This window comes from Streptomyces sp. NBC_00536, assembly GCF_036346295.1.
Taxonomy (GTDB): Bacteria; Actinomycetota; Actinomycetes; order Streptomycetales; family Streptomycetaceae; genus Streptomyces.
In genome coordinates, this window is the sequence record NZ_CP107819.1 from 1,794,438 (window position 1) to 1,821,111 (window position 26,674).

General features: G+C 73.6%; 24 protein-coding genes. 11 read left to right on the top strand and 13 right to left on the bottom strand.

The features are described 5' to 3' along the window. Positions 1-116: 116 nt before the first annotated feature. The 4 genes from OHS33_RS07675 (at position 117) to OHS33_RS07690 (ending at position 2,959) form a co-directional block, all read left to right on the top strand. On the top strand, positions 117-1,481 hold the full coding sequence (locus OHS33_RS07675) for a serine-threonine protein kinase (protein ID WP_330334944.1): 1,365 nt from the start codon (positions 117-119) through the stop codon (positions 1,479-1,481). A gap of 149 nt (positions 1,482-1,630) precedes the next feature. Further along, complete coding sequence (locus OHS33_RS07680) at positions 1,631-2,173, top strand: hypothetical protein (protein WP_330329625.1); 543 nt, start codon at positions 1,631-1,633, stop codon at positions 2,171-2,173. An 80-nt stretch (positions 2,174-2,253) separates the two neighbouring features. Next, on the top strand, positions 2,254-2,787 hold the full coding sequence (locus OHS33_RS07685; RefSeq protein WP_330334945.1) for a hypothetical protein: 534 nt from the start codon (positions 2,254-2,256) through the stop codon (positions 2,785-2,787). After that, the gene (locus OHS33_RS07690; RefSeq protein ID WP_330335347.1) at positions 2,690-2,959 is read left to right on the top strand and encodes a hypothetical protein; all 270 of its coding nucleotides are present in this window, start codon (positions 2,690-2,692) and stop codon (positions 2,957-2,959) included. Before OHS33_RS07685 ends, OHS33_RS07690 begins: the two co-directional genes overlap by 98 nt. On the opposite strand, the gene soxR is transcribed toward OHS33_RS07690, so the two are convergent. After that, the gene (gene soxR / locus OHS33_RS07695; protein ID WP_330329626.1) at positions 2,946-3,404 is read right to left on the bottom strand and encodes a redox-sensitive transcriptional activator SoxR; all 459 of its coding nucleotides are present in this window, start codon (positions 3,402-3,404) and stop codon (positions 2,946-2,948) included. The genes OHS33_RS07690 and soxR overlap by 14 nt on opposite strands. A gap of 122 nt (positions 3,405-3,526) precedes the next feature. On the opposite strand from soxR, the gene OHS33_RS07700 reads away from it, so the two are divergent. Next, the gene (locus OHS33_RS07700; RefSeq protein ID WP_330329627.1) at positions 3,527-3,988 is read left to right on the top strand and encodes a MaoC family dehydratase; all 462 of its coding nucleotides are present in this window, start codon (positions 3,527-3,529) and stop codon (positions 3,986-3,988) included. Here the strand turns inward: OHS33_RS07700 and OHS33_RS07705 are convergent. From OHS33_RS07705 to OHS33_RS07715, 3 genes are all read right to left on the bottom strand, one after another. Further along, on the bottom strand, positions 3,979-4,617 hold the full coding sequence (locus OHS33_RS07705; RefSeq protein ID WP_330329628.1) for a TetR/AcrR family transcriptional regulator: 639 nt from the start codon (positions 4,615-4,617) through the stop codon (positions 3,979-3,981). The genes OHS33_RS07700 and OHS33_RS07705 overlap by 10 nt on opposite strands. Positions 4,618-4,709: 92 nt before the next feature. After that, the gene (locus tag OHS33_RS07710) at positions 4,710-5,024 is read right to left on the bottom strand and encodes a YiaA/YiaB family inner membrane protein (RefSeq protein WP_330329629.1); all 315 of its coding nucleotides are present in this window, start codon (positions 5,022-5,024) and stop codon (positions 4,710-4,712) included. Between the two features lie 106 nt (positions 5,025-5,130). After that, positions 5,131-6,288: an acyl-CoA dehydrogenase family protein gene (locus OHS33_RS07715; protein ID WP_330329630.1), complete on the bottom strand. Its 1,158-nt coding sequence runs from the start codon at positions 6,286-6,288 to the stop codon at positions 5,131-5,133. Positions 6,289-6,361: 73 nt separating this feature from the next. On the opposite strand from OHS33_RS07715, the gene OHS33_RS07720 reads away from it, so the two are divergent. Beyond that, positions 6,362-7,006 carry a TetR/AcrR family transcriptional regulator gene (locus tag OHS33_RS07720; protein ID WP_330329631.1) on the top strand — a complete coding sequence of 215 codons (645 nt, stop codon included), beginning with the start codon at positions 6,362-6,364 and terminating at the stop codon, positions 7,004-7,006. 480 nt (positions 7,007-7,486) lie between these two features. Here OHS33_RS07720 and OHS33_RS07725 read toward each other — a convergent pair whose 3' ends face one another. From OHS33_RS07725 to OHS33_RS07760, 8 genes are all read right to left on the bottom strand, one after another. Continuing rightward, positions 7,487-8,566, bottom strand: a complete 1,080-nt coding sequence (locus OHS33_RS07725; protein ID WP_330329632.1) for a Zn-dependent alcohol dehydrogenase — start codon at positions 8,564-8,566, stop codon at positions 7,487-7,489. 26 nt (positions 8,567-8,592) lie between these two features. Beyond that, positions 8,593-10,005: an aldehyde dehydrogenase family protein gene (locus OHS33_RS07730; protein ID WP_330329633.1), complete on the bottom strand. Its 1,413-nt coding sequence runs from the start codon at positions 10,003-10,005 to the stop codon at positions 8,593-8,595. Between the two features lie 97 nt (positions 10,006-10,102). Further along, entirely contained in the window at positions 10,103-11,578 is a 1,476-nt protein-coding gene (locus tag OHS33_RS07735; protein WP_330329634.1) for a CitMHS family transporter, read from the bottom strand. A gap of 73 nt (positions 11,579-11,651) precedes the next feature. Continuing rightward, positions 11,652-13,850, bottom strand: coding sequence for a molybdopterin oxidoreductase family protein (locus OHS33_RS07740; RefSeq protein ID WP_330329635.1), 2,199 nt, complete (start codon positions 13,848-13,850; stop codon positions 11,652-11,654). 160 nt (positions 13,851-14,010) lie between these two features. Then, positions 14,011-14,637: a TetR/AcrR family transcriptional regulator gene (locus OHS33_RS07745; RefSeq protein ID WP_330334946.1), complete on the bottom strand. Its 627-nt coding sequence runs from the start codon at positions 14,635-14,637 to the stop codon at positions 14,011-14,013. Positions 14,638-14,655: 18 nt separating this feature from the next. Next, positions 14,656-15,948: a hypothetical protein gene (locus OHS33_RS07750; protein WP_330334947.1), complete on the bottom strand. Its 1,293-nt coding sequence runs from the start codon at positions 15,946-15,948 to the stop codon at positions 14,656-14,658. Positions 15,949-16,175: 227 nt separating this feature from the next. Next, positions 16,176-17,024 carry a hypothetical protein gene (locus tag OHS33_RS07755; RefSeq protein WP_330334948.1) on the bottom strand — a complete coding sequence of 283 codons (849 nt, stop codon included), beginning with the start codon at positions 17,022-17,024 and terminating at the stop codon, positions 16,176-16,178. A gap of 107 nt (positions 17,025-17,131) precedes the next feature. Continuing rightward, positions 17,132-19,315 carry a right-handed parallel beta-helix repeat-containing protein gene (locus OHS33_RS07760; RefSeq protein WP_330329636.1) on the bottom strand — a complete coding sequence of 728 codons (2,184 nt, stop codon included), beginning with the start codon at positions 19,313-19,315 and terminating at the stop codon, positions 17,132-17,134. A 136-nt stretch (positions 19,316-19,451) separates the two neighbouring features. On the opposite strand from OHS33_RS07760, the gene hmgA reads away from it, so the two are divergent. The 4 genes from hmgA to OHS33_RS07780 all read left to right on the top strand — a co-directional run bounded on the left by hmgA (position 19,452) and on the right by OHS33_RS07780 (position 24,279). Further along, on the top strand, positions 19,452-20,765 hold the full coding sequence (hmgA, locus tag OHS33_RS07765) for a homogentisate 1,2-dioxygenase (RefSeq protein WP_330329637.1): 1,314 nt from the start codon (positions 19,452-19,454) through the stop codon (positions 20,763-20,765). Between the two features lie 43 nt (positions 20,766-20,808). Then, positions 20,809-21,558, top strand: coding sequence for a GntR family transcriptional regulator (locus OHS33_RS07770; protein ID WP_330329638.1), 750 nt, complete (start codon positions 20,809-20,811; stop codon positions 21,556-21,558). Between the two features lie 271 nt (positions 21,559-21,829). Further along, positions 21,830-22,963 carry a type ISP restriction/modification enzyme gene (locus tag OHS33_RS07775; RefSeq protein WP_330334949.1) on the top strand — a complete coding sequence of 378 codons (1,134 nt, stop codon included), beginning with the start codon at positions 21,830-21,832 and terminating at the stop codon, positions 22,961-22,963. Between the two features lie 77 nt (positions 22,964-23,040). Then, positions 23,041-24,279 (top strand): CaiB/BaiF CoA transferase family protein, encoded by a 1,239-nt coding sequence (locus OHS33_RS07780; RefSeq protein WP_330329639.1) that lies wholly within the window; start codon positions 23,041-23,043, stop codon positions 24,277-24,279. A 109-nt stretch (positions 24,280-24,388) separates the two neighbouring features. On the opposite strand, the gene OHS33_RS07785 is transcribed toward OHS33_RS07780, so the two are convergent. After that, positions 24,389-24,658, bottom strand: a complete 270-nt coding sequence (locus tag OHS33_RS07785; RefSeq protein WP_330329640.1) for a hypothetical protein — start codon at positions 24,656-24,658, stop codon at positions 24,389-24,391. Positions 24,659-24,951: 293 nt separating this feature from the next. Here OHS33_RS07785 and OHS33_RS07790 point away from each other — a divergent pair, with 293 nt between their 5' ends. Then, positions 24,952-26,673, top strand: a complete 1,722-nt coding sequence (locus tag OHS33_RS07790) for a serine/threonine-protein kinase (RefSeq protein ID WP_330329641.1) — start codon at positions 24,952-24,954, stop codon at positions 26,671-26,673. Position 26,674: the final 1 nt, after the last annotated feature.

The window sequence follows — 26,674 nt, forward strand, 5'->3', positions numbered from 1 at the left end:
ATACCGGTGCCGTCCGGGGGCTGGCCGGGCGGGGGCGCCCGCAGGATGCTGTCGGCACCGGCCGCGCCGCGGCCCGGCGGTGCGACGCGGAGGGGGACGTCATGGCGGGTGCGGGGATGTCGGACGCGGGCGTGTCGGGCGCGGGGGCCGCGGGGGTGCGCGTACGGCCGTACGTGGAGCTGACCTTCGACGCGGACGGGGACGTGGACCCGGCGACCCGGGACGCGGTGGCCCGGCTGGACGTGACGGACCTGCTGGTCTTCGCGCACGGCTGGAACAGCGACCGGACGGCGGCGACCCAGCTCTACGACAGCTTCTTCGCGCCCTTCCCCGGACTGCTCGCGCCGGGCGTGCGGCCCGGGTACGTGGGGGTCGTCTGGCCGTCGATGATCTTCTCCGACGAACCGATACCGGACTTCGGGCACCAGGGCGCGGTGGGGGTCGGGGACGCTGTCGCGGAGACCGGCTATGCGGTGCGGCTGGACGCGCGGACGCGGCAGGCGCTCGGGGAGTTCTGGCCGGGGCGGGAGGCCGAGCTGGACCGCGTCGCGGAACTCCTGGAACAGCAGCCGGAATCGGCGGCCGCCCTCGTCGAATTCGGGGCGTTGATCCGGGAGTTGAGTGGCACGGACACCGCCGTGGGGGCCGGGGCCGCCGCGCCGGGCCGGGTGCCGCTCATGTTCACCGAGGACGTGCTGGAGGTGTGCCGGGCCTTCACGGACGCGCTCGCGGAGACCGGCGCGCTGGGCGGCGCCCTGGACGGCGCGCCGCCGGTGCCCGGGGCGCAGGGCTTCTCGGTCGGGTCCGCCGCGCACTCGCTCTGGAACGGGGCCAAGGAGCTGCTGCGGCAGGCCACTTACTACCGGATGAAGAAGCGCGCCGGAGTCATCGGCGAGCACGGCCTGGGCCCGGTCCTGGCGGGGCTGGCACGGCCGTCGGGCGGTGGGAGCGGCCCGCGGGTCCACCTGATCGGGCACAGCTTCGGGGCGCGGGTGGTGTCGTTCGCGCTGCGCGGGCTGCCGGAGGCCGGACCGCGCGGCGTCCGCTCGGTCACCCTGCTCCAAGGGGCCTTCTCCCACTACGCGTTCGCCGCCCGGCTGCCCTTCGGCCTTGGCGCCGGTGACCTGCACGGTCTCCCGTCGCGGGTGGACGGACCGGTGGTGGCCTGCCATTCGGACTTCGACACGGCCCTGAAGGTGCTCTACCCGCTGGCCTCCCGGCTGGCCGGGGACGCGACCGGTTTCGCGGGTTTCGACAGCCGGTGGGGCGCGGTCGGACACGACGGCATCCAGGAGGTGGCGGGCGCGCCGCGGCTGACCCTGGACGCGGCGCTGCGCGGCGGGCTCCCGGCCGCCGGGTGCGTCAGCGTGGACGCGGCGTCGGTGGTGCGGCGCGGAGGGGCGCCTTCCGGGGCGCACAGCGACATCTGCCACGAAGAACTGGCCCGTCTGGTCACTCTGGCGGGGCGCGTGGGGCGCTGACTTCCGGCCATGTGCCACCCGCACGCCTCGACCGCCCCCGCATGCGCCCACACCCGGGCGGGCATGTTGGGCACATCGAAGACATGTGAAGACATGTGACGTCACTCGTTGCCGTATGCGAGCACGAGCGCGACGGAGGTGCAGGTGTGATGGCGGGTTTCCGTAGTCTGGCGTACCAGGTGCGCGACGCGGGCAACGACCGGGCCCTGCGGCGCCATTCACTGCGCCGCTGCCTGGAGCGTTTCGCCCCGTACGGCCACCGGGCGACCTGGTGGCACCTGTGCGACCGGCACGGGATCGGCCCCGACGACCGGGGCGCGGACCCGCTCAGGCTGGTCGCGGCGCTGGAGGAACTGGAGGACGCGCGGGCGGTGTGGCTGGAGTACGAGCGCCACTTCGCCGAGCGCAGGCGGCGGGAGAAGCACGACGGGCTGCGGCGCCCGGAGTGGGCGTGGAGCGGCGAGGCGGTGGTGCGGTGCGCCGATCCGGACGTCCGCCCGGAGGGCGCGCTGGGCGAGGTGCTGCGGCGGCTGGTGAAGGCGCTGGAATCGGAGCCGGGCACGGGATGCCCGGTGTGCGGGGACGAGGAACTGCGCTGGCCCGCCCCGGCCGGGCCCGGCCACTGGGTCGGGCCGGTGTGCGCGGGCTGCGGGATCGTGGTGCCCAGACCGGCGCTCGCGGACTCGGCGTGACGCGGGCGACGGGCTCAGGGGTGGTGCTGCAGGTGTCGCTGAACGGGGCGCGGAGCGCGGCCGACGGGGCGGCGGTGCCGATGTCCCCGCAGGCGCTGGTGGAGTCGGCGCTGCGGTCGGTGGCCGCCGGGGCCGGTGAGGTGCTGGTGCACCCGCGGACCCCGTGCGGGCGCGAGAGCCTGTCGCCGCGGGTGGTCGGGCCGGCGCTCCGGGCGCTGCGGGAGGGCGGGGTCGCGGCGCCGCTGGTGGTGTGCGCGAGCGTGGCCGCGGAGCCGGATCCCGGGGCGCGGGTGGCCCGGGTGCGGTCCTGGGAGGTACTGCCCGACCGGGCGGAGGTGCGGTTCGCCGAGCCGGGTGCGGTGGAGCTGGCGGCGGCCCTGGCGGAGCGGGGGGTGGCGGTGGACGCGGTGGTGGCGGGGGGTGGGGTGGTGTCGGGCTGTGGGGTGGGTGCCGGGCTGTGGGGTGGGTGCCGGGCTCCCGGGGGTTCCGGTGGCGCGGCTGGTGGTGGAGGTGGGTGTGGGTGCGGGAGCGGGTGCCGACCTGGGCGTCGCGGCTTGGTCCGGTGCGTGGGGCGGGGTGGAGGGGGTGCGCGAGGTGCTGGTGTACGGCCGTGATGCCGCCGCCTGGGAGGTGTTGCTCCGCGGTGCGGGAACAGGGCCGCGCCGATGGGTGCGGACCGGGCTGGGCGACGTACTCCACCTGCCGGACGGTCGCCCGGCCCGGTCCAACGAAGAACTCGTGACGGTGGCGCTGGCCCTGCTCGCCACCGGGACTACCGGGGCGTGACGTAGAGGCGGGAGCCGGTGATCCGGTCGCCGAAGACGTCGTCCGGGTTGGACAGGACGCAGGTCTCCAGCGAGAGACAGCCGCAGCCGATGCAGTCGCTCAAGTGATCGCGCAGACGGCCGAGTTGCTTGATCCGCTGGTCGAGTTCGGCGCGCCAGTTCTCGGACAGCCGGGCCCAGTCCTCGTGCGTGGGGGTGCGCTCCTCCGGGAGCTGGGCCAGCGCCTCGCGGATGGTGACCAGGGGGATGCCGACGCGCTGGGCGGCGCGGACGAAGGCGACCCGGCGCAGCGCGTCACGGGTGTAGCGGCGCTGGTTGCCCGCGGTGCGGCGGCTGCTGATCAGGCCCTTGGTCTCGTAGAAGTGGAGCGCGGAGACCGCCGCGCCGCTGCGCGCGGACAGCTGGCCGACGGTGAGCTCGTGGACTTTTTCGGGAATCTGCGGCACCGGGCCGAGCGTAGTCGGTGCGTGTTTCCGTCCGTTGACAGACCCATGTCGCCCCAGCATGCTGAGCAAGCGCTTATTCGCTCGTTTTGATCGTTGAGTCGTTGAGAGGCAGGGGCACAGGCATGGCCGAGCCGAGGATCTTCACGTCCGCCGAGGAACTGCGAGCGGGGGTCGGTGAGCCGCTCGGGCCGAGCGAGTGGCTGGAGATCGACCAGAAGCGGATCGATCTCTTCGCGGACGCCACCGGCGACCACCAGTGGATCCACGTGGACCCCGAGCGGGCGGCGTCCGGACCCTTCGGGACGACCATCGCGCACGGCTATCTGACGCTGGCGCTGCTGCCGAGTCTGGTACCGCAGACGATGCGGGTCGAGGGCATGAGGATGGGCATCAACTACGGGACGGACAAGGTCCGTTTCCCCGCTCCGGTGCCGGTCGGGTCGCGGCTGCGGTCCACCGCGGTGATCACCGCGGTGACGGAGGTGGGCGACGGGGTGCAGGTGGCGGCGACGGTGACGGTCGAGCGCGAGGGCGGCGACAAGCCGGTCTGCGTGGCGCAGACGGTGTCCCGCTACTACTTCTGACGCGCCCCGACCATGCGGAGCACGAGGCCGGCGTACAGCGCGCCGACCTCGTCGGGCGTGCGCTGCCCGGACGCGCTGAACCAGCGGGCCACGTCGATGCACAGCGACAGCACGGCGAGGGTGGTGCCGGGGACGTCCGGTACGTCGAACTCCCCCGCGCCGACCCCGTCGGCGAGGATCCGGCGGACGGCCGCGTCGCTGCGGCGGCGCAGTGCCACGATTTCGGAGCGGTGCTCCGGAGCGAGAGCATCGAGCTCGTACTGGACCACCCGCGCGGTGGTGTGGTGCGCTGCGTGCCACAGCACGAAGGACCGGACGGCGGCGTCGAGCCGCTCGGCGGCGGTGCCGGGCCCGTCCGCGGCGGTCTCCAGGATCTCCAGGGCCTTGTCGTGGCCGATCCGGCTGATCCGGTGGAGGAGTTCTTCCTTGGTCTTGTAGTGGATGTAGAGCGCGGCCGGGCTCATCCCGGCCCGCCCCGCGATGTCACGCGTGGTGGTGGCGTGGTACCCGCGCTCGGCGAAGGCCTCGACGGCGGCCAGCAGCAGCCGGCGCGCGGCGTCGGGGGTGACCTCCGACCACGGCTGGTAGCCGCCGGTCGTCGCCTCGGTCGCCTCGTCCGAGATGTCCATCGCCCGCTCACCCTCTTCGCCGTGCTCGTCCCGTGTGGAAATGAACAGCTTACCGGAGGGTGAGCAAGCGCTTAGCGCTTAGCGATAAGCGCTCAGCGGTCCTGCGCGGGCTTGGGCTGCGGCCGCGGCGAGAAGGGGTCGTACTCCGTCATGATCTTCTCCATCCGGGCCTGGTCGACCCGGGTGACGATCTGGGTCACCTCCTGGCGGTCCCGGACCACCTTGGCGAGCGTGAAGGCGGAGGTGGTGAGGTAGAGCACCGCGATGCCGAGGAAGGCCCGGACCCACGCGTTCGCCTCCAGGTTGTAGATCCCCAGGGCGACGGCGCCCATCGCGACGCCGAAGGAGGCGACGGCCTGGCCGTAGTAGGCCCCCGTGTTCTGCTGCTTGACCGGTGTCTCGTTCATGGCTCCAGCATCGCGAGCGGGCGCGGCGGGGGTAATCCGCTCACGTACTCATGTGCGTACTCAGAGCCGGGAGTTCGGGGGTCCAGCCGCCTGGCACCCGGCGCCTTCAGAAGGCCGACACGCCGGTGAGGGCGCGGCCGATGAGCAGCTTCTGGATCTGGCTCGTGCCTTCGTAGAGGGTCATCACGCGGGCGTCGCGCAGGAGTTTGCCCGCCGGGTACTCGTCGATGTAGCCGTAACCGCCGTGCACCTGGAGGGCGTTGCCCGCCGCGCGGACCGCCGCCTCCGAGGCGAAGAGCTTGGCGGTGGAGGACTCGGCGGCGAAGGGCAGTCCGCGGTCGATCAGGTCGGCGACCCGCCAGGTCAGCAGCCGGGCGGCGTCCACGTCCACGGAGATGTCGGCGATCAGCTCCTGGACCAGCTGGTGGCCGGCGATCGGTTTGCCGAACTGCTCGCGCTGGGCCGCGTACGCGAGGGCGGCGTCCAGCGCCGCCTGGGCGATGCCGACGCAGCCCGCGGCGACCGACATCCGGCCCTTGGCCAGCGCGGACATCGCGACCGAGAACCCCTTGCCCTCGGGGCCGAGCATCGCGGAGGCCGGAACCCGTACGTCCGCGAAGGCGAGTTCGGCGGTGGCCTGGCCGCGCAGACCGAGCTTGCCGTGGACCTCGCGGCGGGTCAGGCCGGGAGTGTCGGTGGGGACGAGGAAGGCGGACACGCCGCGGTGGCCGGGCTCGTCGTTGGTGCGGGCGAAGAGGAGGACGACGTCGGCCCAGGTGCCGTTGGTGATGAACATCTTGGCGCCGTTGACGGTGTACGTGCCGGTGTCGGGGTCGTGGACGGCGCGGGTGGTGAGGTTCCCGGCGTCGGAACCGGTGCCGGGCTCGGTCAGGCCGAAGCAGCCGAGGGCGTCACCGGAGCACAGGCGCGGCAGCCAGGCCCGCTTCTGCTCCTCGTCGCCCCAGGCGGCGATGGTCTTGGCGACCAGGCCGAGGGATACGGAGACGATGCCGCGCACGGCGGAGTCGGCGCGGCCCAGTTCCTCGGTGACCAGGACGTAGGAGAGGTGGTCGCCGCCGGAGCCGCCGTACTCCTCGGGGACGGTCAGGCCGAGGAAGCCGACGGCGCCGAGCTTCTTGACGATGGCCCGGTCCACGCTCTCGGCGCGGTCCCATTCGGCGGCGTACGGCGTGATCTCGCGGTCCGCGAAGTCACGGGCGAGCCGGCGGACCGCGGTCTGCTCCTCGCTGAGTTCCAGGTTCACGGCCACTCCTCGACGACGGACCCTTTAAATTAGCACCGGTAGTTTAAGTGGGGCAGGCCCTACTATGTGGCGCATGGCCAGACCGCGCAAGCCCCTCCTGAGCAGAGAACGCATCGTCGCGGCGGCGGGCGCGCTCGTGGACGCGGAAGGGCTGGAAGCGGTCTCGACCCGGCGGCTGGCGGCGGCCCTGGGGGTCAGCGGGCCGTCCCTCTACAACCACTTCCGCACCAAGGACCAGATCCTGGAGGCGGTCGCGGACGCGGTGAGCGCGCGGGTGGACCTGTCGATGTTCGAGGACGGGGATCCGCGGGACTGGCGCACGGCGCTGGCCGACTGGGCGCACTCCTACCGGGACGCGCTGGCCGACCACCCCCACATCGTGCCGGTCCTGGCCCGGGGCCCGGGGCGCCGCCCGGCCGGGCTGCGGGTGGCCGACGCGGTGTTCGGAGCGATGACGGCGGCGGGCTGGCCGCCCGCCCAGGCGACCCGGATCGGCGCGCTGATGCGGTACTTCATCCTGGGGTCGGCGGTGGCTTCGTTCGCCCGGGGTTTCGTGGACGACGAGGCCGCCTATGACCCCGCGGACTACCCCCACCTCGGCCAGGCCCACCTCCTGGCCGAACGCCAGCGCGAAGTGGACCAGGGAGCCTTCGAAACGGGCCTGACCGCCCTACTGGACGGCCTGACCCTCCAATACGAGGCCTTGCGGAGCGCGTAACACCTGAGCCCCGCCCCCAGCCCCGCCCCGACGGCAAGAGGCCCCGCCAAAACCAGCCCCGCCGACGGCAAGGAGCCCAGCCACACCCAGCTCCGCCGACGGCAAGCGGCCAGCCATACCCAGCCCCGCCGACGGCAAGCGGCCCAGCCACACCCAGCCCCATCGACGGCAAGCGGCCCAGCCACACCCAGCCCCGCCGGCGTTTGAGGCGCCGCCGGAGGCAAGAGGCCGACCACACCACCCCGACCGCCGATCACGGCACCACCAGAGGCCAGAGGCCGACCAAACCACCCCGGCCGCCCATCACGGCACCGCCAAAGACATGAGGGCCAGCCAAAACCAGCCCCGCCGGCGATTGAGGCGCCGCCGGAGGCAGCACCGGCCCCGCACGGACGCGCGCACGCGTACGCCGGGGCCGGGCCGGGCCGGCCGCCCAGGGCCGGGGTCCTGGCTGGCGGCCGGGGTCAGGGGCCGGGCGGGCTAGAACACGACCAGGGAGCGGCCCCCCTTGCCCGCGAGCATCGCATCGAAGGCAGCCGGAATGCCATCGAGCCCGATCCGGTCGGTCACCATCGCACCGAGGTCGAGCCGCCCGGCCCGGACATGCGCCGCCAGCACCGGCAGGTCCCGCGCCGGGTCACTGTTGCCGTAGACGCAGCCGGTCAGCGTACGGGCGAAGTGGAAGATCTCCAGGGCGTGGAAGGTGACTTGCTGCTCCTTGCCCCCGATCCCCACGACCGTCGTACGGCCACCACGCCGCGTGGACTCCCAGGCCCCGCGGATCGTCTCGGCACGCCCGACGCACTCGATGGCGACGTCCACGCCCCGCCCGCCGGTGAGGGCGCGGATCTCCTTGGCGGTGGTGTCGGAGGCGAGGACGAATTCGGTGGCCCCGGCCGCGCGGGCCAGCTCCTCCTTGGCCGGGGAGACGTCCACGGCCACGACCGGGCCCGCCATCGCGATCCGCGCCGCCTGGAGCGCGGCCAGGCCGACCCCGCCGACACCGAAGACGGCGACGGACTCGCCGGGGCGCACCTGGGCGCTGTGGTGGACGGCGCCGTAGCCGGTGAGGACGGCGCAGCCGAGAAGCGCCGCCTCGGCGAGCGGGACCCCGGCCGGTGCGGGCAGCACGCAGCTGGCCGCGACGACGGTCTCCTCGGCGAAGGCGGCCACATTGAGCCCGGGGTGCAGCTCCGCGCCCTGGGCGTCGTGGGCGTAGACGGCGCCGACGCCCGCGAGGGCGTTGACGCAGAGCCAGACCTCGCCGATCGAGCAGTGGTGGCACTGCCCGCAGGACGGGGCCCAGTTGAGGACCACCCCGTCGCCGGGGGCGACGTGGGTGACGCCCTCGCCGACGGCGAGGACCGTGCCGGAGCCCTCGTGGCCGAGGACCGCGGGCACGGGGACCCGCATGGTGCCGTCGGTGAGGGAGAGGTCCGAGTGGCAGACCCCGGCGGCGGTGAGCTTGACCCGGACCTGCCCGGGTCCGGGATCGGGGAGCACGATCTCCCGGATCTCCAGGGGGGCTCCGATGGCGGGCAGGATGGCGGCGCGGACCATGGTCGTCGTCTCCGTGTTTCCGGGGCTCAGAACTGCAGGGACTTGGTCTGGAGGTACTCGGCCAGGCCGTGCGGGCCCAGTTCGCGGCCGACGCCGGACTGCTTGTAGCCGCCGAAGGGGGCGAGCGGGTTGAACCGGCCGCCGTTGATGTCCACCTGGCCGGTGTCCATGCGGCGCGCGAAGGCGACGGCGCTCGCCTCGTCGGCCGCCCACACGGCGCCGCCGAGCCCGTAGACGGTGCCGTTGGCGATGCTCAGGGCCTCGTCCTCGTCGGCGTAGGCGAGGATCGACAGGACGGGGCCGAAGATCTCCTCCTGCGCGATGGTCATGTCGGGGGTGACGTCCGCGAAGACGGTGGGCGCGACGAAGTAGCCGCGCTCCGCGGGCGCGTCCGCCCCGCCCGCGACCAGGCGGGCGCCCTCCGCGATGCCCTTGGCGATGTAGCCGCGGACGCGGTCGTGCTGCTTGGCGTTGACGACCGGGCCGAGGCGGGTGGCCGGGTCGCGCGGGTCGCCGGTGGGGTACTTGGCGACCGCGGCGGCGGCGAGGGAGACGGCTTCCTCGTAGTCGTCGCGGTGGACCAGCATCCGGGTCAGGGCGTTGCAGCTCTGGCCCGCGTTGTTCATGACGTGGCCGACGCCGGCCGCGACCGCCTTGGCGAGGTCGGCCCCGGGCAGGATGACATTGGCCGATTTGCCGCCCAGTTCGAGGGCGACCCGCTTGACGGCGGCGCCCGCGGTGGCGCCGATCTGCTTGCCGACGGCGGTCGAGCCGGTGAAGGAGACCAGGTCGACCCCCGGGTGGGCGGCCACGGCCTGTCCGGCGACCGGGCCGGTGCCGGTCACCAGGTTGAACACTCCGGCGGGTATGCCCGCCTCGTGCACGGCTTCGGCGAAGAGCTGCGCGGTCAGCGGGGTGTCCTCGGCGGGCTTGAGGACGATGGTGCAGCCGGCGGCGAGAGCGGGTGCCACCTTGGCAACGATCTGGTGCAGGGGATAGTTCCAGGGGGTGATGGCCCCGACGACACCGACCGGTTCGAGCAGGACTGTGGAGTTGCCCAGGCGTTCCTCAAAGGCGTACGTCGCGCCGATCTCGGCGAACGAGTGGGCCACCGCGACGGGCGCCCCGACGTGGACCCTCTCGGAGAAGCCGATCGGGGAGCCGAGTTCCGCCGTGATGGTCTCGGCGATCTCGCTCTTGCGGGCGACCAGGACGTCCCGCAGGGCGGCTATCCGGGCCGCCCGCTCGGCGGGCGGGGTGGCCGCCCAGCCGGGGAAGGCGGCGCGGGCGGCCCGGACGGCCGCGTCCACGTCCTCCTCGGTCCCGGCCGGGACACTGGCGATGACCTGCTCGTCGGCCGGGTTGACGACCTCGATCCGGTCCCGTCCGGCGGCGGGCCGCCATTCCCCGCCGATGTACATCCCGTCGTGGGCCTTCATCGCATTCCTCCCGAGCACGAGCGCGTGAACCGCATGGACCGCATGGACCTCGCGGCCACCCTACAAACTAGCGTCGGTAGTTTTCTGGGCGCCAGGGTCAGATGATGCCGAAAAGCATCCCCGCACCCAGCACCACGAGCGAGGTGAGCGCGGCCCACTTCACGGTGAAGCGGGTGTGGTCGCCGAATTCCACCTTGGCCATGCCGACGAGGACGTAGACGGCCGGGACCAGCGGGCTGGACATGTGCAGGGCCTGTCCGACCAGGGAGGCGCGGGCGATCGCGAGCGGCGAGACCCCGTGCGCGGCGCCCGCCTCGGCGAGGACGGGCAGGACGCCGAAGTAGAAGCCGTCGTTGGACATGAAGTAGGTGAGCGGCAGGCTGAGCAGGCCCGTGACCAGCGCCATGTGCGGGCCCATCCCGTCCGGGATGGCGCCGACCAGCCAGCCCGCCATGTCCTTGACCATGCCGGTGCCGGTGAGGACTCCGGTGAAGACGGCCGCGGCGAAGACCATGCCGGCGACGTTGAGGACGTTGTCGGCGTGCGCGGCGATGCGGGCCTTCTGGTCGGCCATCTTCGGGTAGTTCACGGTGAGCGCGAGGGCGGCGCCGAGCAGGAACAGCACCGGGATGGGGAGCAACTCCATGATCATCGCGGTCAGGAGGACGGCGGTGAGGCCCGCGTTGAACCAGTACAGCCGCGGCCGCAGCGTGACCCGGTCCGGGTCCAGCCCCTGGAACCCGTCACCCTCAGGGTCGGCGGGATCCGTGCCGGCCTGAGCAGCGGCCCCGGCGGGGGCGGGGGACGCGGACCCGGGGGAAGCGGGTCCAGCCGTGGCTCCGGCGGCGGACCCGGCGGTGTCGGCCCCGGACGCGGTGGCGCCCGTACCGGCCACAACCAGGCGCTCGGCTTCCGCGTCGGCCGCCGGCGCGTCGTCGGCCGTGCCGGGCAGGGACAGCGCGCCCACCCGGCGACGCTCGCGCAGCCCGAGCACGTAGGCCAGGACGAAGACGCACAGCAGACCGACGGCCAGGGCCGGGATCATGGGCACGAAGATGTCGGCGGCGTCGAGCTTGAGCGCGGTCGCGGCGCGGGCGGTCGGGCCGCCCCACGGCAGCGTGTTCATGACGCCGTTGGCGGTGGCGGCGACGCCGGTCATGACCACCAGGCTGAGGCCGAGCCGTTTGTAGAGCGGGTACATCGCCGACACGGTGATCATGAAGGTGGTCGAGCCGTCCCCGTCGAGCGAGACGATCGCGGCCAGCACCGCCGTACCGACCACCACCCGCATCGGGTCGGCCTTGCAGAAGCGCAGGATGCCCCGGACGACCGGGTCGAAGAGGCCGACGTCGATCATCACACCGAAGTAGACGATGGCGAACATCAGCATGGCGGCGGTCGGCGCGAGTTTGCCGACGCCGTCGATGACGTAGTCGCCCAGGTGCGCGCCCTTGCCGGCGAACACGCAGAAGAGCGCGGGAATGAGGACGAGCGCCGCGATCGGCGACATTTTCTTCATCATGATCAGGACCAGGAAGGTCGCGATCATGGCGAAGCCGAGGAAGGTCAGCATGCTCGGAAGGTAGGTGTCCCCCGGTAACCCCAACAAGACGTCGGCGCGTGAGCAATACGAGCAAAACCCCAGCTCAGGGCAGGGGCGCCAGCTCCACGGGGAACCCGTTGAGCACGGCGGTCCCGGACAGCGGGTCCAGCCGGGAGCCGTCGAGGAGCTGATTGACATTGGCTCCGGGCACCACCGCGGCGGCGCCCAGACGGGTGCCGGGCCGGTCGTGACCCCAGCCGTGCGGAAGGCTGACCACCCCGGCGCGGATGGTGTCGGTGACCTCGACCGGGACCTCCAGGCTGCCGCCGTCGGCCGTGATCCTGGCCCGGCCGCCGTCGGCGAGGCCGAGGCGTCCGGCGTCGTCCGGGTGGACGTGCAGGGTGCAGCGGTTGGAACCGCCGGTCAGGGACGGGACGTTGTGCAGCCAGCTGTTGTTGGACCGCAGGTGGCGGCGGCCCACGAGGACGAGGGCGGCGGGGCGGTCGGCGAGCGCGCCCCGCAGTCTGGGCAGGTCGGCGGCGATCGGCTCCGGCAGCAGCTCGATCCTGCCGCTGCGGGTCTTGAGCAGCCCTGGCAGCCGGGAGGCGAGCGGGCCGAGGTCCACGCCGTGCGGATCGTGGCGCAGGTCTTCGAGGATGAGGTCGTACGGGCCCAGGCGGAGCATCATGTCGAGCCGCCGCTCGGGGCCGTTGCGGCCCGCCAGCATCCGGGCCCACGTCTGGGGGTCGGTGCCGGAGAGCGGCGAGCGCGGATCGGCGGCGGCCCGCGCCAGGGTGTCCGCGATGACGGCTTCATCCACGGCCCGGGGATCGCCGCCGTGCCGCCCGGAGACGGCGAGGATCAACCGGGCGTGGATCTCGCACTCGTCCATCCGCCCCTCCTCCAGCGGGATGGCGGGGGGCGAATAGCGAGCCTGGTTGCGGACGGCGAAGCCGTTGAAGGCGAAGTCGAAGTGGGCGCTCTGCGCGGGCGGCGGCGGGGGCAGGACGACATGGGCGTGACGCGAGGTCTCGTTGAGGTAGGGGTCGACCGAGATCATGAAGTCGAGACCGGACAGCGCCCGGTCGAGCCGGTCCCCGTCGGGCGCGGACAGCACCGGGTTGGCGGCGACGGCGATCACCACCCGGATCTGCCCCTCCCCCGGGGTTTCGATCTCCTCGGCGAGGGCGGCCATGGGCAGTTCGCCCTTGACCTCGGGGTGGCCGGAGACCCGGCTCGCCCAGCGGCCGAGCGCGAACCCCCGGCCGGGCGCGGCGGGCCTGGGTGCCGGGGCGGTCGCGGAGAGCGGGAACAGCGCGCCGCCGGGGCGGTCCAGATTGCCCGTGAGGATGTTCAGTACGTCGACCAGCCAGCTGGCCAGGGTTCCGTGGGCGACGGTGCAGCTGCCGATGCGGGCATAGACGGCGGCGGTCGGGGCGGCGGCCAGGTCGCGGGCGAGCTGCCGGATCTCGTCGGCGCCGAGGTCGCAGGCGGGTGCGACCTCTTCCGGGGTGAACGCGCGGAGGGCTTCGGAGAGTTCCCCGATCCCTTCGGTGTGTTCCGTGAGCCTTCCGGGGTCGGTGAGCTTCTCGGCGAGCAGGGTGTGCGCGAGGGCCGCGAGCAGCAGGGCGTCGCTGCCCGGGCGCGGTGCGAGGTGGCGGTCCGCGAGGCGCGCGGTGCGGGTGCGGCGCGGGTCGACGACGACGAGGGTGCCGCCGCGGGCGCGCAGCGCCTTCAGCCGCCCGGGGAAGTCGGGGGCGGTGCACAGGGAGCCGTTGGAGTCGACCGGGTTGGCGCCGATGAGCAGCAGGAAGTCGGTGCGGTCGAGGTCGGGCACCGGGATCGCGAAGGGGTCGCCGAAGAGCAGGCCGCTGGAGACGTGCTTGGGCATCTGGTCGAGGGTGCTGGCGGTGAAGAGGTTGCGGGTGGCGAGGGCCTTGAGCAGCAGGGGCGGGTAGAGGGCGCCGGCCATGGTGTGGGTGTTGGGGTTGCCCAGGACGACTCCGGCGCACTGGGGTCCGTAGCGCGCGGTGAGCGTGGGAACGGCGGCGGCGATGGCGTCGAAGGCCTCGTCCCAGGTGGCCTCCTGGAGCCTGCCGTCGCGGCGGACGAGCGGGGTGCGCAGCCGGTCGGGGTCGGCGTCGAGGGCGCCGAATGCCGCGCCCTTGGGGCAGATGAACCCGCGGCTGAAGATGTCCTCCCGGTCGCCGCGGGCCCCGGTGACGGCGGTGCCCTCGATGGTCAGGGTGAGGCCGCAGGTGGCTTCGCACAGGGGGCAGATGCGCAGGGCGGTACGGGGCATGGGCCCTCCTGGGACGGCAGGCTGCGGCGGCACGCGGGCGGCCCGAGCATACCGACCGGTACGGAGGTTGGGGAGACCCTCGCGCACACGAACCCGCACGGGAGACGCGCCGGGCACGGACCGGGGCGCCGAGTGGGCACGGACCGGGGGCGCCGAGCGGTCAGTCCAGGACGCGGGCGAGATAGGCGTGCATCATCGCGCGGATCTCGTCGATGATGTCGGGGTCTCCGGACGGGGCGGTCCGGAAGGCGAGTTGGACGAGGGCGTCGGTGGCTTCGACGGCGACCAGGACCACGCGCCGCAGGGCCCGGTCGGGGGTGCGGCCCAGGTGGAGGCAGAGGAGCTCGGTGAGGCGGGCGGCGACCAGGTCGTTGGGGTCGGCGGGGTCGGCCGCCTCGCTCGACGGCGGCGGGGGCACGCCGAAATCGACCAGCGCGAAGCCGGGGACGCTGCGCTTCATCGCGAGGTACTCGTCGAGGACCGCGTCGACGGCGGGCCGCCAGTCCACGGCCGGGAGCGCGGCGAGCCGCGCGGTGATGCCCTCGGCGTACCGGTCGAGGTTGCGCTCGGCGAGGGCGTAGGCCATGGCCCGTTTGTTGCCGAAGAAACGGTAGACCGAGCCGATCGGGACGCCCGCGCGGACGGCGACGGCCCGGGTGCTCAGGTTCTCGTACCCGGTCTCGTCGAGGAGTTCGGCGCAGGCGTCGAGGATCCGGGCGAGCCGGTCGGCGCTGCGCTGCTGGATCGGGGCGCGGCGCAGGGGGTGGGCTGGAGGCACGGGGTCCATCATGCCGGTCCTCGGTTCTCAGTTCAGCAGGAGGCTCAGCCCCCCGACGGTGTACGTGATCATCAGCGCGAGCAGGGGCAGTTGACCGGCGACGGCCCGGGCCGGCGGGAAGAGGCGCACCGAGCGGTCGTGCGCGGCGATGACCCCGAGGACGTGGCCCGTGACGACGGCGATGACCTGGAGGGCGGCGAGACCGCCGGGATCCAGGGGCGGGGCGGGAGCGGGCACGTCGTCACCACCCCCCGCAATGATTACTGTGCGTGACGCTTCCGTGACGAACAACGAGAAATAGTGGGCCACGAGGTAACCGAGAGCGATCGGAAGGAGGGAATGGGCGAATGCGGTCAGGGGGCCCGGCAGCGGGCCGGAGACCAGGCGGGTGGCCGCGGCGCAGAGGCCGTAGAGCGTGGCGACGAGGGTGACGGAGCCGAGGAGTCCGAGCGTGGCCGCGGGGGTGCGGCCGAGAGGGGAGGTCTGAATGGTGTTGATCCACCAAGGGCTGTCGGAAAAGCCGTCGTAGGCGGTCGATCCGAGCAGGACGCAGACGGTGGCGACGAGTCCGGGCCGCTCGGGTGTCCCGTCGAGTCCGTGGAAGGGGTTGCGGAGGACAAGGCGGCCGTCGTCACGTCGGCCGAGGGGGGAGAAGCGGGCCAGGAGGGTGGAGTAGGCCTCGAAGGGGTCGCCTTCGGCGAACCACGATTCGCCGAAGCGGGCCGCGAGGCCGAGTTGGGCGGTGACGAAGACGGCGAAGGCGGTGAGGAGGGTGGTGCGCGAAGCGGGGTCCGGGGAGACGAGTTCGAGCCAGGTGAATCCGAAGAGGCCGAGGGCGGCGGGCCAGAGGCCGAGACGGGACGGAAGGGGGTGTGAGGGCCGCTGCGGACCACGGCGGGCGGGCAGGACGCGGCGGAGCGAGGGACGCAGCGGCCGGTGCAGCAGCCGGTGCAGGGTGCGCAGTGGGTTGAGCAGGCTCCAGACGGGGCCGAGGAGGAGGGAGGCCGGGACGAGCCCGACCCAGAGCAGGACGTAGACGGCGCCCGGGGCGGGATTGCGGGCGGGGTCATCGGGACCGAAGAGGAGGTGCAGCAGGACGAAGAGGGCAGCGGCGAGTCCGAGGACGCGCACTGCGGTCCGGGTGGCCGGCGCGTCGGCCACCCGCTGGACGGCGGCGGGCAGCGGGCGCCCGGAGCGGTTGCCCTGAAAACGGGAGGTGGACCAGAGCAGGCCCAGTGCGAGAAAGGAGACGAAGAGCGCGGTGAAGGCACCGGCGAAGGCGTAGAACGGCGAGATCGGGAGATCGTGCTGGGAGCCGATGCCGTGGGCGAGGGTGGTGAGCGGATCACCGAGGTGGCCGGTGAGGCGATCGGCGACGTGACCGGTGAGGTGACCGGCCAGGTCATCGGCGTGAGCACTCCGGAGCCCGTTCGGGGCGGATAGCGGTGTCGGGCCCGGCACCGGTGTCCCGCCCGGGAGCGGGGCCGGGGCCGCGCCGGTGAACAGGGCCGGTGCCGCACCCGGGAACAGCGCGGCCGGTGCCGGGGTCACCGGACGAGGAGCTGGGTCAGGACGAGGCCGGACTCGTGGGTCTCGACCTCGAAGAGGCCCGTGCGGTCGACCGTGAGGACCAGGGTGGCCTCCTGGCCCGCGGGGAGCGGCAGTTCCTTGTCGTAGCCGTGGACGTGCAGGGTGTCCGCGCGATCGCTGGTGACCCGCAGCGCGACCCGCTCACCGCGCTTCAGTTCCGTCCGGCCGGGGGCGGGGGTGACCTTGCCCGCGCGAACGGCGATGGTGACGGTCCGGTCGGCCGCGGCGGCCGGGTCCGGGGCCGGTGCCCGGACCGGCGGCGGGGAGGGTGACGGGGCCGGGGCTCCGGGGGTGGCGTGGTCGTGGCCCGCCGGGCCCGGGGCGGGCGCGGTGAGCTGGGCCGTGGCCTCCACCGGCTTGCCCTCGACCGCCCAGGCGGTGTGGTCGTCCGCGTAGAGGCGGACGGTCAGGGTGTGCGCGCCTTCGGGCACCTGGGTGGCGGACAGGTGGTACCAGGGGCCGTACAGCCGGGCCAGTTTGCGGCCGTCGAGCAGGAGGTGGGCGTGGCCACCACCGGCGAGGGCTGCGCCGCCCACGCTGTCGGGGGTGAAGCGGAAGTTGCCCACCTCCAGCTGGAGGTTCCAGCCGTCCTCGCTGTCGGGGCGGAGGGCGAGCTTCACCTCGGGCGCGCCCTTCGCCGGGACCTGGCGCAGCCGGTGGCCCGCCTCGTCCTGGGTGTCCAGCAGGGTGCCGACGCTGCCGGAGGCCTGCTGGTGGGTGGTTCCGGGCTTGTGGTGGGTGGTGGCCCGCCCGCCGCAGCCGGCCGTACCGGCCACGGCGAGCAGGAACAGCGCCGCGCAGGCCACCGTCCGGCGGGCCCGCCCGGTCCGGGGGCGGGTGCGGGTCCGGGGGCCGGGGCCGGGGTGCGGGCGGGAGTACGGCGGCCCGGGCGGCGTCGGCCGCTCCCCGGCGCTCACGCGGCACCGCCCGGGGCGGAGGTCGGGGCGCCGTCCGGGGTGGGGGCCGGGGTGGGGGCCGGGTGCGCCGGGATGGGGGCGCGGTCGGCGCCGCCGTCGCCGCCGTCGCTCGTACCGCCGTCGCTCGTACCGCCGCCGTCACCGGTGGTGGGGGCGGCGGTGCGGGGCGGGCCGGGGCGGGCGGAGGCGATCACGGCCCACAGCACCCAGATGACGGCCACCAGAGCGCGGATCCACGCGGGGCTGAGCGGGATCCACGGAATCATCAGCACGGCCTTGTCGAAGGCGTCGAGCAGGGTCAGTGCGCCGAGCAGCAGGGTCAGCCGCGCCAGCCAGGGGCGGCCGGGCCGCAGTGCGACACCCGTCCCCGTCCACCACAACCCGAGGAGGAGCAACGCGAGAGCCGGGACGAAGGTGGTGGTCAGTGCCATCGTGGACCCGGCGACGTCCAGGGCGAGCCCGGCCAGGCCGAGCAGCGCGGCGAGCGTGCCCAGCCGGGAGCCGCGCAGCCGTCGCCACCACAGCACCCCGCCGACCAGGGCCAGTACCACCGCGACGGCCAGCGCGATCTGGGTCTCCACCCGCTCCAGGCCCCGGGCGCCGTACCAGTCGCACCCGGCCGGGAGCTTGCGTGCCTGGACGTTGTAGTCGGCGCAGACGAGCAGCTGGGCCAGCTTGACCGGTTCTCCCGCGAGCCGGGCCGAGCCGCCCGACACCTCGCCGCGCGCCGCACCGCACTGCGGGAGCGTGCCGGGGGTGGAGCCGTCGGGTCCGTCCTGCCAGCAGTTGCCCTTGCCCTGGCCGTCCCACCACACGTCCGCGCCGTTGGGCCGGGAGGCCCCGGACTTGTCCTTGCCCAGGACGTTGCCCGCGTAGCGGTTGTGGTGCGAGGTGTCGGCCTGCTTGCTCCAGGCCGATTCGCCCCGGATGAAGGCGGGGACCGCGCTCAGGAAGAATCCGGCGCGCCGGTGTCCGTAGACCCAGTTGTTCTCGTACACGTTCCAGTTGCCGCCCGCGGTGATGATGCCGGTGCCCGGCGGCATGGAGATCTGCGGGCAGACCACGCCCTGTTCGTAGCCCCGGTCGACGGGCGCCTTGGCACAGGTGCCGTCGGCGACGTACGGGTAGAAGTCCTCGTTGTTGTCGTGGATCAGGTTCCGCTCGAACAGGGCGTGGTTCTGCGGGAGTCCGGGGTGGCCGGGGAAGGCGCTGTCCATCGAGGCGCCGCCCATGTTGCCGTCGAACTCGTTGTCGTGCACCCACACCGAGTCGCCCGCGGTTCCCGAGTATCCGACCATGTTGTGGTGGCTCCGGCAGCCGGTGATCTCGATGGAGTGGCGCGGGACGTCGTAGCCGCGGCCGTCGTTGATGTCGGAGGCGCTGCCGGGGTAGATGCCGGAGTCCCCGTTGCCGTAGGACTCGCAGTTCTTGTAGAGGCCGTGGTCGCTGGCGAAGGTCAGGAAGCCGTATTCGTCGTTCCAGCGGGTCAGGACGTCATCGATGACGAAGCCGTCGCCCGCCAGCACGTACAGCGAGTTGAAGGTCGTGCGCTGTGCGGTGAAGTTCCGGAAGTAGATCCCGTCGGACTTGTCGGCCCGGATGGCGTTCAGCTTCTGGTACTTGGCGTCGATCACGACGTCCTGCCGGGATGCTCCGGTGCCCTCGATCTGGAGGTTCTTCTTGCCGAGGATGGCCACGAGGTTCTGGTTGTGGCGGCACTCCACCTGCTGCTCGTAGGACAGGATCTGGTAGCCGAGCGCGGAGTTGGGGGCTTTCAGCGCCGCGCACTCGCCCGTCGGCTTGGGCAGCGAGGGCTCTTCCTCGTACAGGCCGGGCAGGATCGCGATGTTCATCCCGGGGCGGTCGACGGCGTCGACGGCGGCCTGGAGATCGCGGTAGCCGGACTTCTCGCAGCGGTCGTACAGGGCGAGGTTGCGCTGCCTGAGCGCTTCGGGGAATCCGGCGGTCCGGCGTTCGAAGTCGGGGCGGCCGGTCTTGCAGACGAGGAGATCGGGTTCGCCCGTGCGGTACTCCGGCACGCTTCCGGAGCCGTCGGGGAGGGTGACCGGGCGCTCCTCGTGGGCCTGCGCGGCGGGCGCGGCGGCGAAGAGGGCGAGAAGGGAGAGGAGGGCGGCGAGGAGAGCCGCCGGCACGGCAGGGAACCTGCGGATCCACGACATGCGCGTGAGAGTAGAGCAATGTTCATGTTTTGGGATCCCCGCTCGCACGAATCGTTGGCCCGGGGTGCCCGTTGACGTCGGAGCCGCGGAATCCTACTGTCGACCATAGGATTCCTTCGACGGAGCGGGAGCAGCGATGAGCGAGCAGGCCAGGAAGACGGCGGAGGGGCTGGAGTACCTCACCGGCTTCGGCAACGAGCACAGCTCGGAGGCGGTTCCCGGGGCCCTGCCGGTCGGCCGGAACTCGCCCCAGCGCGCCGGGCTCGGCCTCTACGCCGAGCAGCTCAGCGGGAGCGCCTTCACCGAGCCGCGCCCCCACAACCACCGCTCCTGGCTCTACCGCATCCGCCCCTCCGCCGCGCACCCGCCCTTCACCCGCATCGGCAACGGCGCCCTGCGCAGCGCCCCCTTCACCGAGTCCGTCCCGGACCCCAACCGGCTGCGCTGGAACCCGCTGCCCGCGCCGGCCCCCGGCACCGACTTCGTGGCCGGCCTGTGGACCCTCGGCGGCAACGGCGATGTCACGCAGCGCACCGGCATGGCCATCCACCTCTACGCCGCCGACACCTCGATGACCGACCGGGCGTTCAGCGACTCCGACGGCGAGCTGCTGATCGTCCCGGAGCAGGGCGGGCTCCTGCTGCGCACCGAGTTCGGCCTGCTCAGCGCCCGCCCGGGCGAGATCGCGCTGATCCCGCGCGGGGTCCGCTTCCGGGTGGAGCTGCTCGACGCCACCGCCCGCGGCTATGTGTGCGAGAACTACGGCCGCCCCTTCGAGCTGCCCCACCTCGGCCCGATCGGAGCCAACGGCCTGGCGGCGGCGCGGGACTTCCAGGCGCCGGTGGCGGCGTACGAGGACGACGACCGGCCGGTCGAGGTGGTCAACAAGTTCTGCGGCAACCTCTGGTCCGCCACCTACGACCACTCCCCGCTCGACGTGGTCGCCTGGCACGGCTCGCACGTCCCGTACGTCTACGACCTGCGGCGTTTCAACGTCCTGGGCAGCATCAGCTACGACCACCCCGACCCCTCGATCTTCACCGTCCTCACGGCGCCCTCCGACACCCCGGGCCTCGCGGGCGTCGACTTCGTGGTCTTCGCACCGCGCTGGCTGGTCGGCGAGGACACCTTCCGGCCGCCCTACTTCCACCGCAACGTGATGAGCGAGTACATGGGCCTGATCGAAGGGGCCTACGACGCCAAGGCGGAGGGGTTCGTCCCGGGCGGCGGCTCCCTGCACAACATGATGTCCGCGCACGGCCCGGACCGGGAGACCTTCGACCGTGCGAGCGCCGCCGAGCTGAAACCGCAGAAGATCGAGGACGGCCTGGCCTTCATGTTCGAGACCCGCTGGCCGGTCACCGCGACCGCCCAGGCGGCCGGCGCGGACCACCTCCAGCCCGGCTACGACGACGTCTGGCAGGGGCTCGAACGGCACTTCCGCGCCTAACATCGCAGCACCCCGCCTTGTCCACCCGTACGGAGACCCGCCCGTGACCGCCTTCGCCCCCGACTCCCTGGTACTGAACCGGAAACTCCCGCTCTGGTACCAGGTGTCGCAGTCGCTGCGCGCCTCGATACTCGGCCGTACCCCGGACGCGACCCTGCGCCTGCCCACCGAGGAGCAGCTCGCGGAGCACTACGGGGTGAGCGTGCTGACCATGCGCCAGGCCCTCAAGGAGCTGGAGCAGGAGGGCCTGATCAGCAGGCACCGGCGGCGCGGCACGTTCATCGAGCCGGGGGCGCGGCGCGGGGCGCCGGTGCGGCTGCTGGGCTCGGTCGACGCGATCGTGGCCCAGCAGTCGGGTGAACGTACGACGATCCTCGGCCACACGCGGACGCCGGTGCCGGGGGAGCTGCTGGAGTACTTCCCCGGCCTCGCGGAGGTGGTGACGTACCGGCGGCTGCGGCACGACGGGGAGAGCGGCGAGCCGACGAACTGGGCCGAGAACGCGGTCCGCCCGGAGCTGGCCGATGCGGTGGATCTGGCCGATCTGGAGCGGTGGCCGATGACCAAGGTGCTGCGTGACGTGGTGGGCGTACGGATCAGCCGGATCACGGACACCGTCGAGGCGCGGCTCGCGGACCCGGCCACCGCCGAGCTGCTCCAGGTGCCGCTGCTCAGCCCGATCCTGCACTACACCGGGGTGACCTACGACGAGGACGGCCAGGTGGTGGACGTGGCCCGGATCCGCTATCGCGGTGACCGTTTCTCGTTCACGGTGACGATGGACGCGCACTAGACGGTGCTGTCGCCCTAGTGCTGCGGCCGGGGAGGTTTGCCGGGTCGCGGTGTCCGGTGCCCTGGGGTCTCCCCAGGCCCGAAGGGCCGAGGGGACGCATCGCAAGGCGGAGGGCCGCGACTCGTACTGGACGTACCGTCGTGGTCCGACAACGCGGCGAGGTGCCGTGCCGGGCGCCGTGACACGGTGAACCTCCCCGGCCGCAGCACTAGCATCGGGGGTTGTGAGCGAAGACGTACTTCAGCCGGTCGCACCTCTGCTGGACGAGTTGATGCCGTGGTCCGTGGGTGGGCTGCGGCTCGGGCGGGACTGGGTGGTCGCGCCCGAGCCCGGCTCGCTGCGGGCTCGTTGGGCGGCGCTGACCGGGGCCGAGGGGGCCGAGCGGGAGCGGCTGTTCCGGCCGAGCCGCTCGCGCGGGCCCGCCGCCGGTGCGGCCGCGCTGCCCGGCCAGCGGTCGGCCACCGGCCGGTTCGGGCGGGAGCCCGGCGCCTGCCCCGACCCCGTCCGGGTGCTGGTCGAGCCCTTCGACGAGCAGTGGCTGCTGCCCGACCAGCGGCTGATCGATCTGGCCCGCCCGGAGCTGTGGCGGGTGCTGGACGAGCATCAGCTGTTCCTCGTGGAACCACCGGGGCTCGGGGCCCCGCTGGTCACCGCGCACCTGCCGGCGGGGCGGCTCGGCCGGATCCGGCCGCTGCACCGCCGCCCCGGTGGCGCCGAGCCTAATCTGGCGCCGGGGCTGCCGGCACTGCTGGGCGAGCACTTCCGCGGCTGGGTGACCCCGGAGGACGTCCTGTGCTGGATCCTCGCGGCGGCCCGCCCCGGCCCGCGGGGGTACGAGGTCCCGCTCCCGGCCGGTCCGGAACGCTGGCGGGCCGGGCTGGAGCTCGGGCAGCGGCTGCTGACCGTCCAGCTGCGCGGGGCCCGCGGCGGGGAGGCGCCCCGGCTGCCGGGCGGGCGCCGCCCGTACGTCCGCTCCGCGGTCACGGGGTGGCCGCCCGCGCTGTCCTGGGACGAGGAGGGCGAGAGCCTGCTGCTGGGAGCCGGGTGCATCGCGCCGGTCCCGGCGGAGGCATGGACGTACGAGGTGAACGGCGTGCGCGTGCTGGAGCGGTGGTTCGCCGCCCGCCGCGCGCACCGGGAGCCCGGCGCACAGGGTCTGGCCGCACTGGGCCCCGCCGAGTGGCCGCAGGCCTGGACCTCGGAGCTGCTGGCCCTGGTCACCACCGTGAGCCTGCTGGCCGGTCTGGCCCCGGCCCGGGCCGCGTTCGAGCCGGGGCCCGCGCTCCCGGCGGAGCGGCTGCGCGCGGCCGGGGTGCTCCCGCCGCCCCGCTGGTCCCGCCGCCCGGCCTCGGTCCTGAGCCACCAGGAGGAGGGCCCGGACGGGCAGTTCGCGCTGCCGTTCTGAGTCATGCCGGGTCCGGTGTGACCGATTCCAGGAGTCCCAGGGGTGACAGACCCGGAGCGGGACGGTAGGACCGTGGAATGAACTCCGCGCCCACACCCACACCCGCGCCCCTGCCGGCATCCGCTCCCCTCCCCCTCCCCCTCGACGGGATCACCGTCGTCGCCGTCGAGCAGGCCGTCTCCGCGCCCTTCGCCACCCGGCAGCTCGCCGACCTCGGGGCCCGGGTGATCAAGGTCGAGCGGCCCGACGGCGGGGACTTCGCGCGCGGGTACGACACCGCCGCGCACGGGCTGGCCTCGCATTTCGTGTGGGCCAACCGCGGCAAGGAGTCCATCGCCCTCGACCTGAAGGACCCGCGCGGCCGGGAGGCCCTGCACGGGCTGCTGGCCGACGCGGACGTCTTCGTGCAGAACCTCGCCCAGGGGGCCGCGGCCCGGCTCGGGCTGGACGCCGCCGCGCTGTGCGCGCGCTACCCGCGGCTGGTCGCCGTGGACATCTCGGGTTACGGCGCGCAGGGACCGTACGCGCACAAGCGGGCCTACGACATGCTCGTGCAGTGCGAGGCGGGCCTGGTCTCGGTGACCGGCACCGCCGGCCGGCCGGTCAAGGCGGGCATCCCGGCCGCCGACATCGCGGCGGCCATGTACGCCTTCTCCGGGGTCCTCGCGGCCCTGCTGCGGCGTGGCACCACCGGGCGCGGGGGTCCGGTCGAGGTCTCGATGCTGGACGCGCTCGCCGAGTGGATGGGCCACCCGCTGAACCTGACCCTGCACGGCGGCGAGGAGCCCGCCCGGACCGGTCTGGCGCATGCCGTGATCGCGCCCTACGACGCCTATCCGACGGCCGACGGGGACCGGGTCCTGCTGTCGGTGCAGAACGACCGCGAGTGGCGGCGGCTCGCCGAACAGGTCCTGGAGCGGCCCGAGTTGGCTGATGACCCGGCGTACGCGACGAACGCGGCGCGCACCGCGAACCGGGAGAAGACCGACGCGGTGGTCGCCGAGGCGCTGGGCCGGTCCGGGGCGGCCGAGGCGCTCGCGCGGCTGGAGGCGGCCGGGATCGCCTGCGCGCGGCTGAATTCGGTGGCCCAGCTCGCCGGGCATCCCCAGCTGGCGGCCCGGGACCGCTGGCGGGAGATCGGTTCACCGGCGGGTCCGCTGCGGGCACTGCTGCCGCCGATCGGACTGCCGGGTGGCGCGGAACCGCGGATGGGTGCGGTTCCCGCGCTCGGCGAGCACACCGACGCCTTGCTGCGCGCCCTGGGGATGACGGACGCGCAGATCACGGCACTGCGCCGGGACGGTGTGATCGCCTGAGGCCGGGGATGAAGACGACGAGAAGACGACAACGGATTCGGGACAGCGAGACATCGGGACGCGGGCGCGGACCCGGCGGCCGCCTGGGCAGCCCTGGATCCGGGGACAGTTACGAGCGGCGGCTGCCGAAGAGCGTGCGACGCAGCCGTCGCAGCGGTGCGAAGAGCGAGACGCGCGCGCTCCGGCTCCGCTGTACGTGCGTGTGGTCGCGCGACGTCAGCTCACGCATCAGCAGCGTCGCCTCGGCGGCGTCACCGTGCGGGACGGCGGGTCCGCCCAGCACTGAGAGGTGACGGTCGAGGCGCGAACTGGTCGCGCTGCTTCCGCAGGTGATGGCAGGCACGCGAGGCGGCCTGCTGCGCATTGCTATCTGTTCCATGTCTCTCCCCACCCGTACGAGGGCACCCGGCCCGGGCAGGGTAACCCTATCGCCCTCGCGCGGCAGCAGGGTATCCCGGTCGTGTGAATTACCCCTGTGGTGAGCGGTAGTTGACGATTACTCAGCGCAGTTGACCGTCACTCTCCGAAGTGACCGGGCGTCACGGGCTCGCCCGCGGCCGCCCGGTGCGGAGATGCGACGAGTTGCGGAGAGTTGCGGCGCGACAGGAGTCACACCGGGACCGATCGGCTAACTTGGAGTGATCACCCCGTTACCCGGATGAGGGGGCTCGCGTGAGCGGAGAGCCGAGCGGCGACGAACGCGTGGTCGCGGGACGGTACCGGCTGCTGGGCCCACTGGGCCGGGGCGGCATGGGCATCGTCTGGCGGGCCCGGGACGAGGTCCTGGGCCGCGAGGTCGCCGTGAAGGAGGTCCGGGCCCCGGCCGGTCTGGACGGGGCCGACGTGCAGCGGATGTACGCGCGCCTGGAACGCGAGGCGTGGGCCTCGGCCCGGGTCACGCACCGCGGGGTGGTCACCGTCTACGACGTGGTCACCGACGGCGGGCGGCCGTGGATCGTGATGGAGCTGGTGCGCGGGCTCTCGCTCGCGGAGGTGCTGGAGGCCGACGGACCGCTGCCCCCGCAGCGGGCCGCGCACATCGGCGAGCAGGTGCTGTCGGCGCTGCGCTCCGCGCACGAGGCGGGGGTGCTGCACCGCGATGTGAAGCCCGGCAACGTCCTGGTCGCCAACGACGGCCGGGTGCTGCTCAGCGATTTCGGGATCGCCCGGCTGGAGGGCTCTTCGGCCATCACGATGACCGGGGAGGTGATCGGCTCCCCCGAGTACCTGGCGCCGGAGGCCGCGCTGGGCACCGCGCCCGGACCCGCCTCGGACCTGTGGTCGCTGGGCGTGATGCTCTACGCGGCGGTCGAGGGGCACACCCCGTTCCGCCGGGACAGCCCGGTCGACACCCTGCAGGCCGTGGTGGACCAGGAGCTGCCGCCACCGCGCCGCGCGGGGGCGCTGGAGCCCGTACTGGAGGGTCTGCTGCGCAAGGACCCGGCCCTGCGGCTGACCGCGCCGGAAGCGGCGCGGATGCTGCGGGTCGTGGGCGCGGGCGGCACCGTACGGGCGGAGGGCGGGCCGGTGTCGGGCCCCGACTCGCCGACCTCGACCGCGCACCACGGGCACGGGCAGGGGCAAGGCCAGGGGCAGGGTCAGGGACAGGGCCGAGGACCCGGCGCCGGTGTGTACGGACCGCCCACTCCCCCACCGCCCGCCCCGTACGGGGACGCGTACGGAGACGAACCCGGGTACGGGCCCGCGCCGCGCCCCGGTTACGGTCCCGCCGCCGAATCGCCCCGCACCGGCCGGGCCGGTCTGGTCCTCACCGTCGGGATCGTGGTCCTGCTGCTGGCCCTGGGCGTGCTGGGCTGGCTGCTGCTCAAGGACCGCACCGGCGGCCCCGCGGGCGGCAGCGGCCCGACGGGCGCCGGCCCGGCCGCTTCGCCGAGCGCCTCCCCCGCCACCTCCGCCCCGCGGCCCTCGGCCACCCCGTCGCCCAGCCCTTCACCGAGCGGCTCGGCGACGGCCGCCCAGAACGTCACGGTGTCCGTGCGTGCGGTGCGCGACCGCTACGCGGGCTCTTGTCCGCCGCCCGAGGCGTCCGCGCCCGCCTTCACGGCTTCGCTGGAGGTGGTACGTACGCCCGCGGTGGTGGAGTACCGCTGGACCACGCGCAGCGGGGTGAGCTCCGCGCCGGACTGGCAGGCCGTCAGCTACGAGGCGGGCGGGCCGGCCGTCCGGGAGCTGTCCTTCACCGAACTGAGCCACCGTCCGGGCGCGACGCTCGACGACGCGGTCCGGCTGGAGGTGCGCAGACCGGTGACGACCGCTTCCGATTGGGTGAACTTCTCCGTCAGGTGCGAGAAGGAGACCCCGACGGGCGGGGCCTCCTCCCCTGGTACATCCGGTACGCCGGGCCCGTCGTCCAGCCCGGGCCCGACGCCCTGAA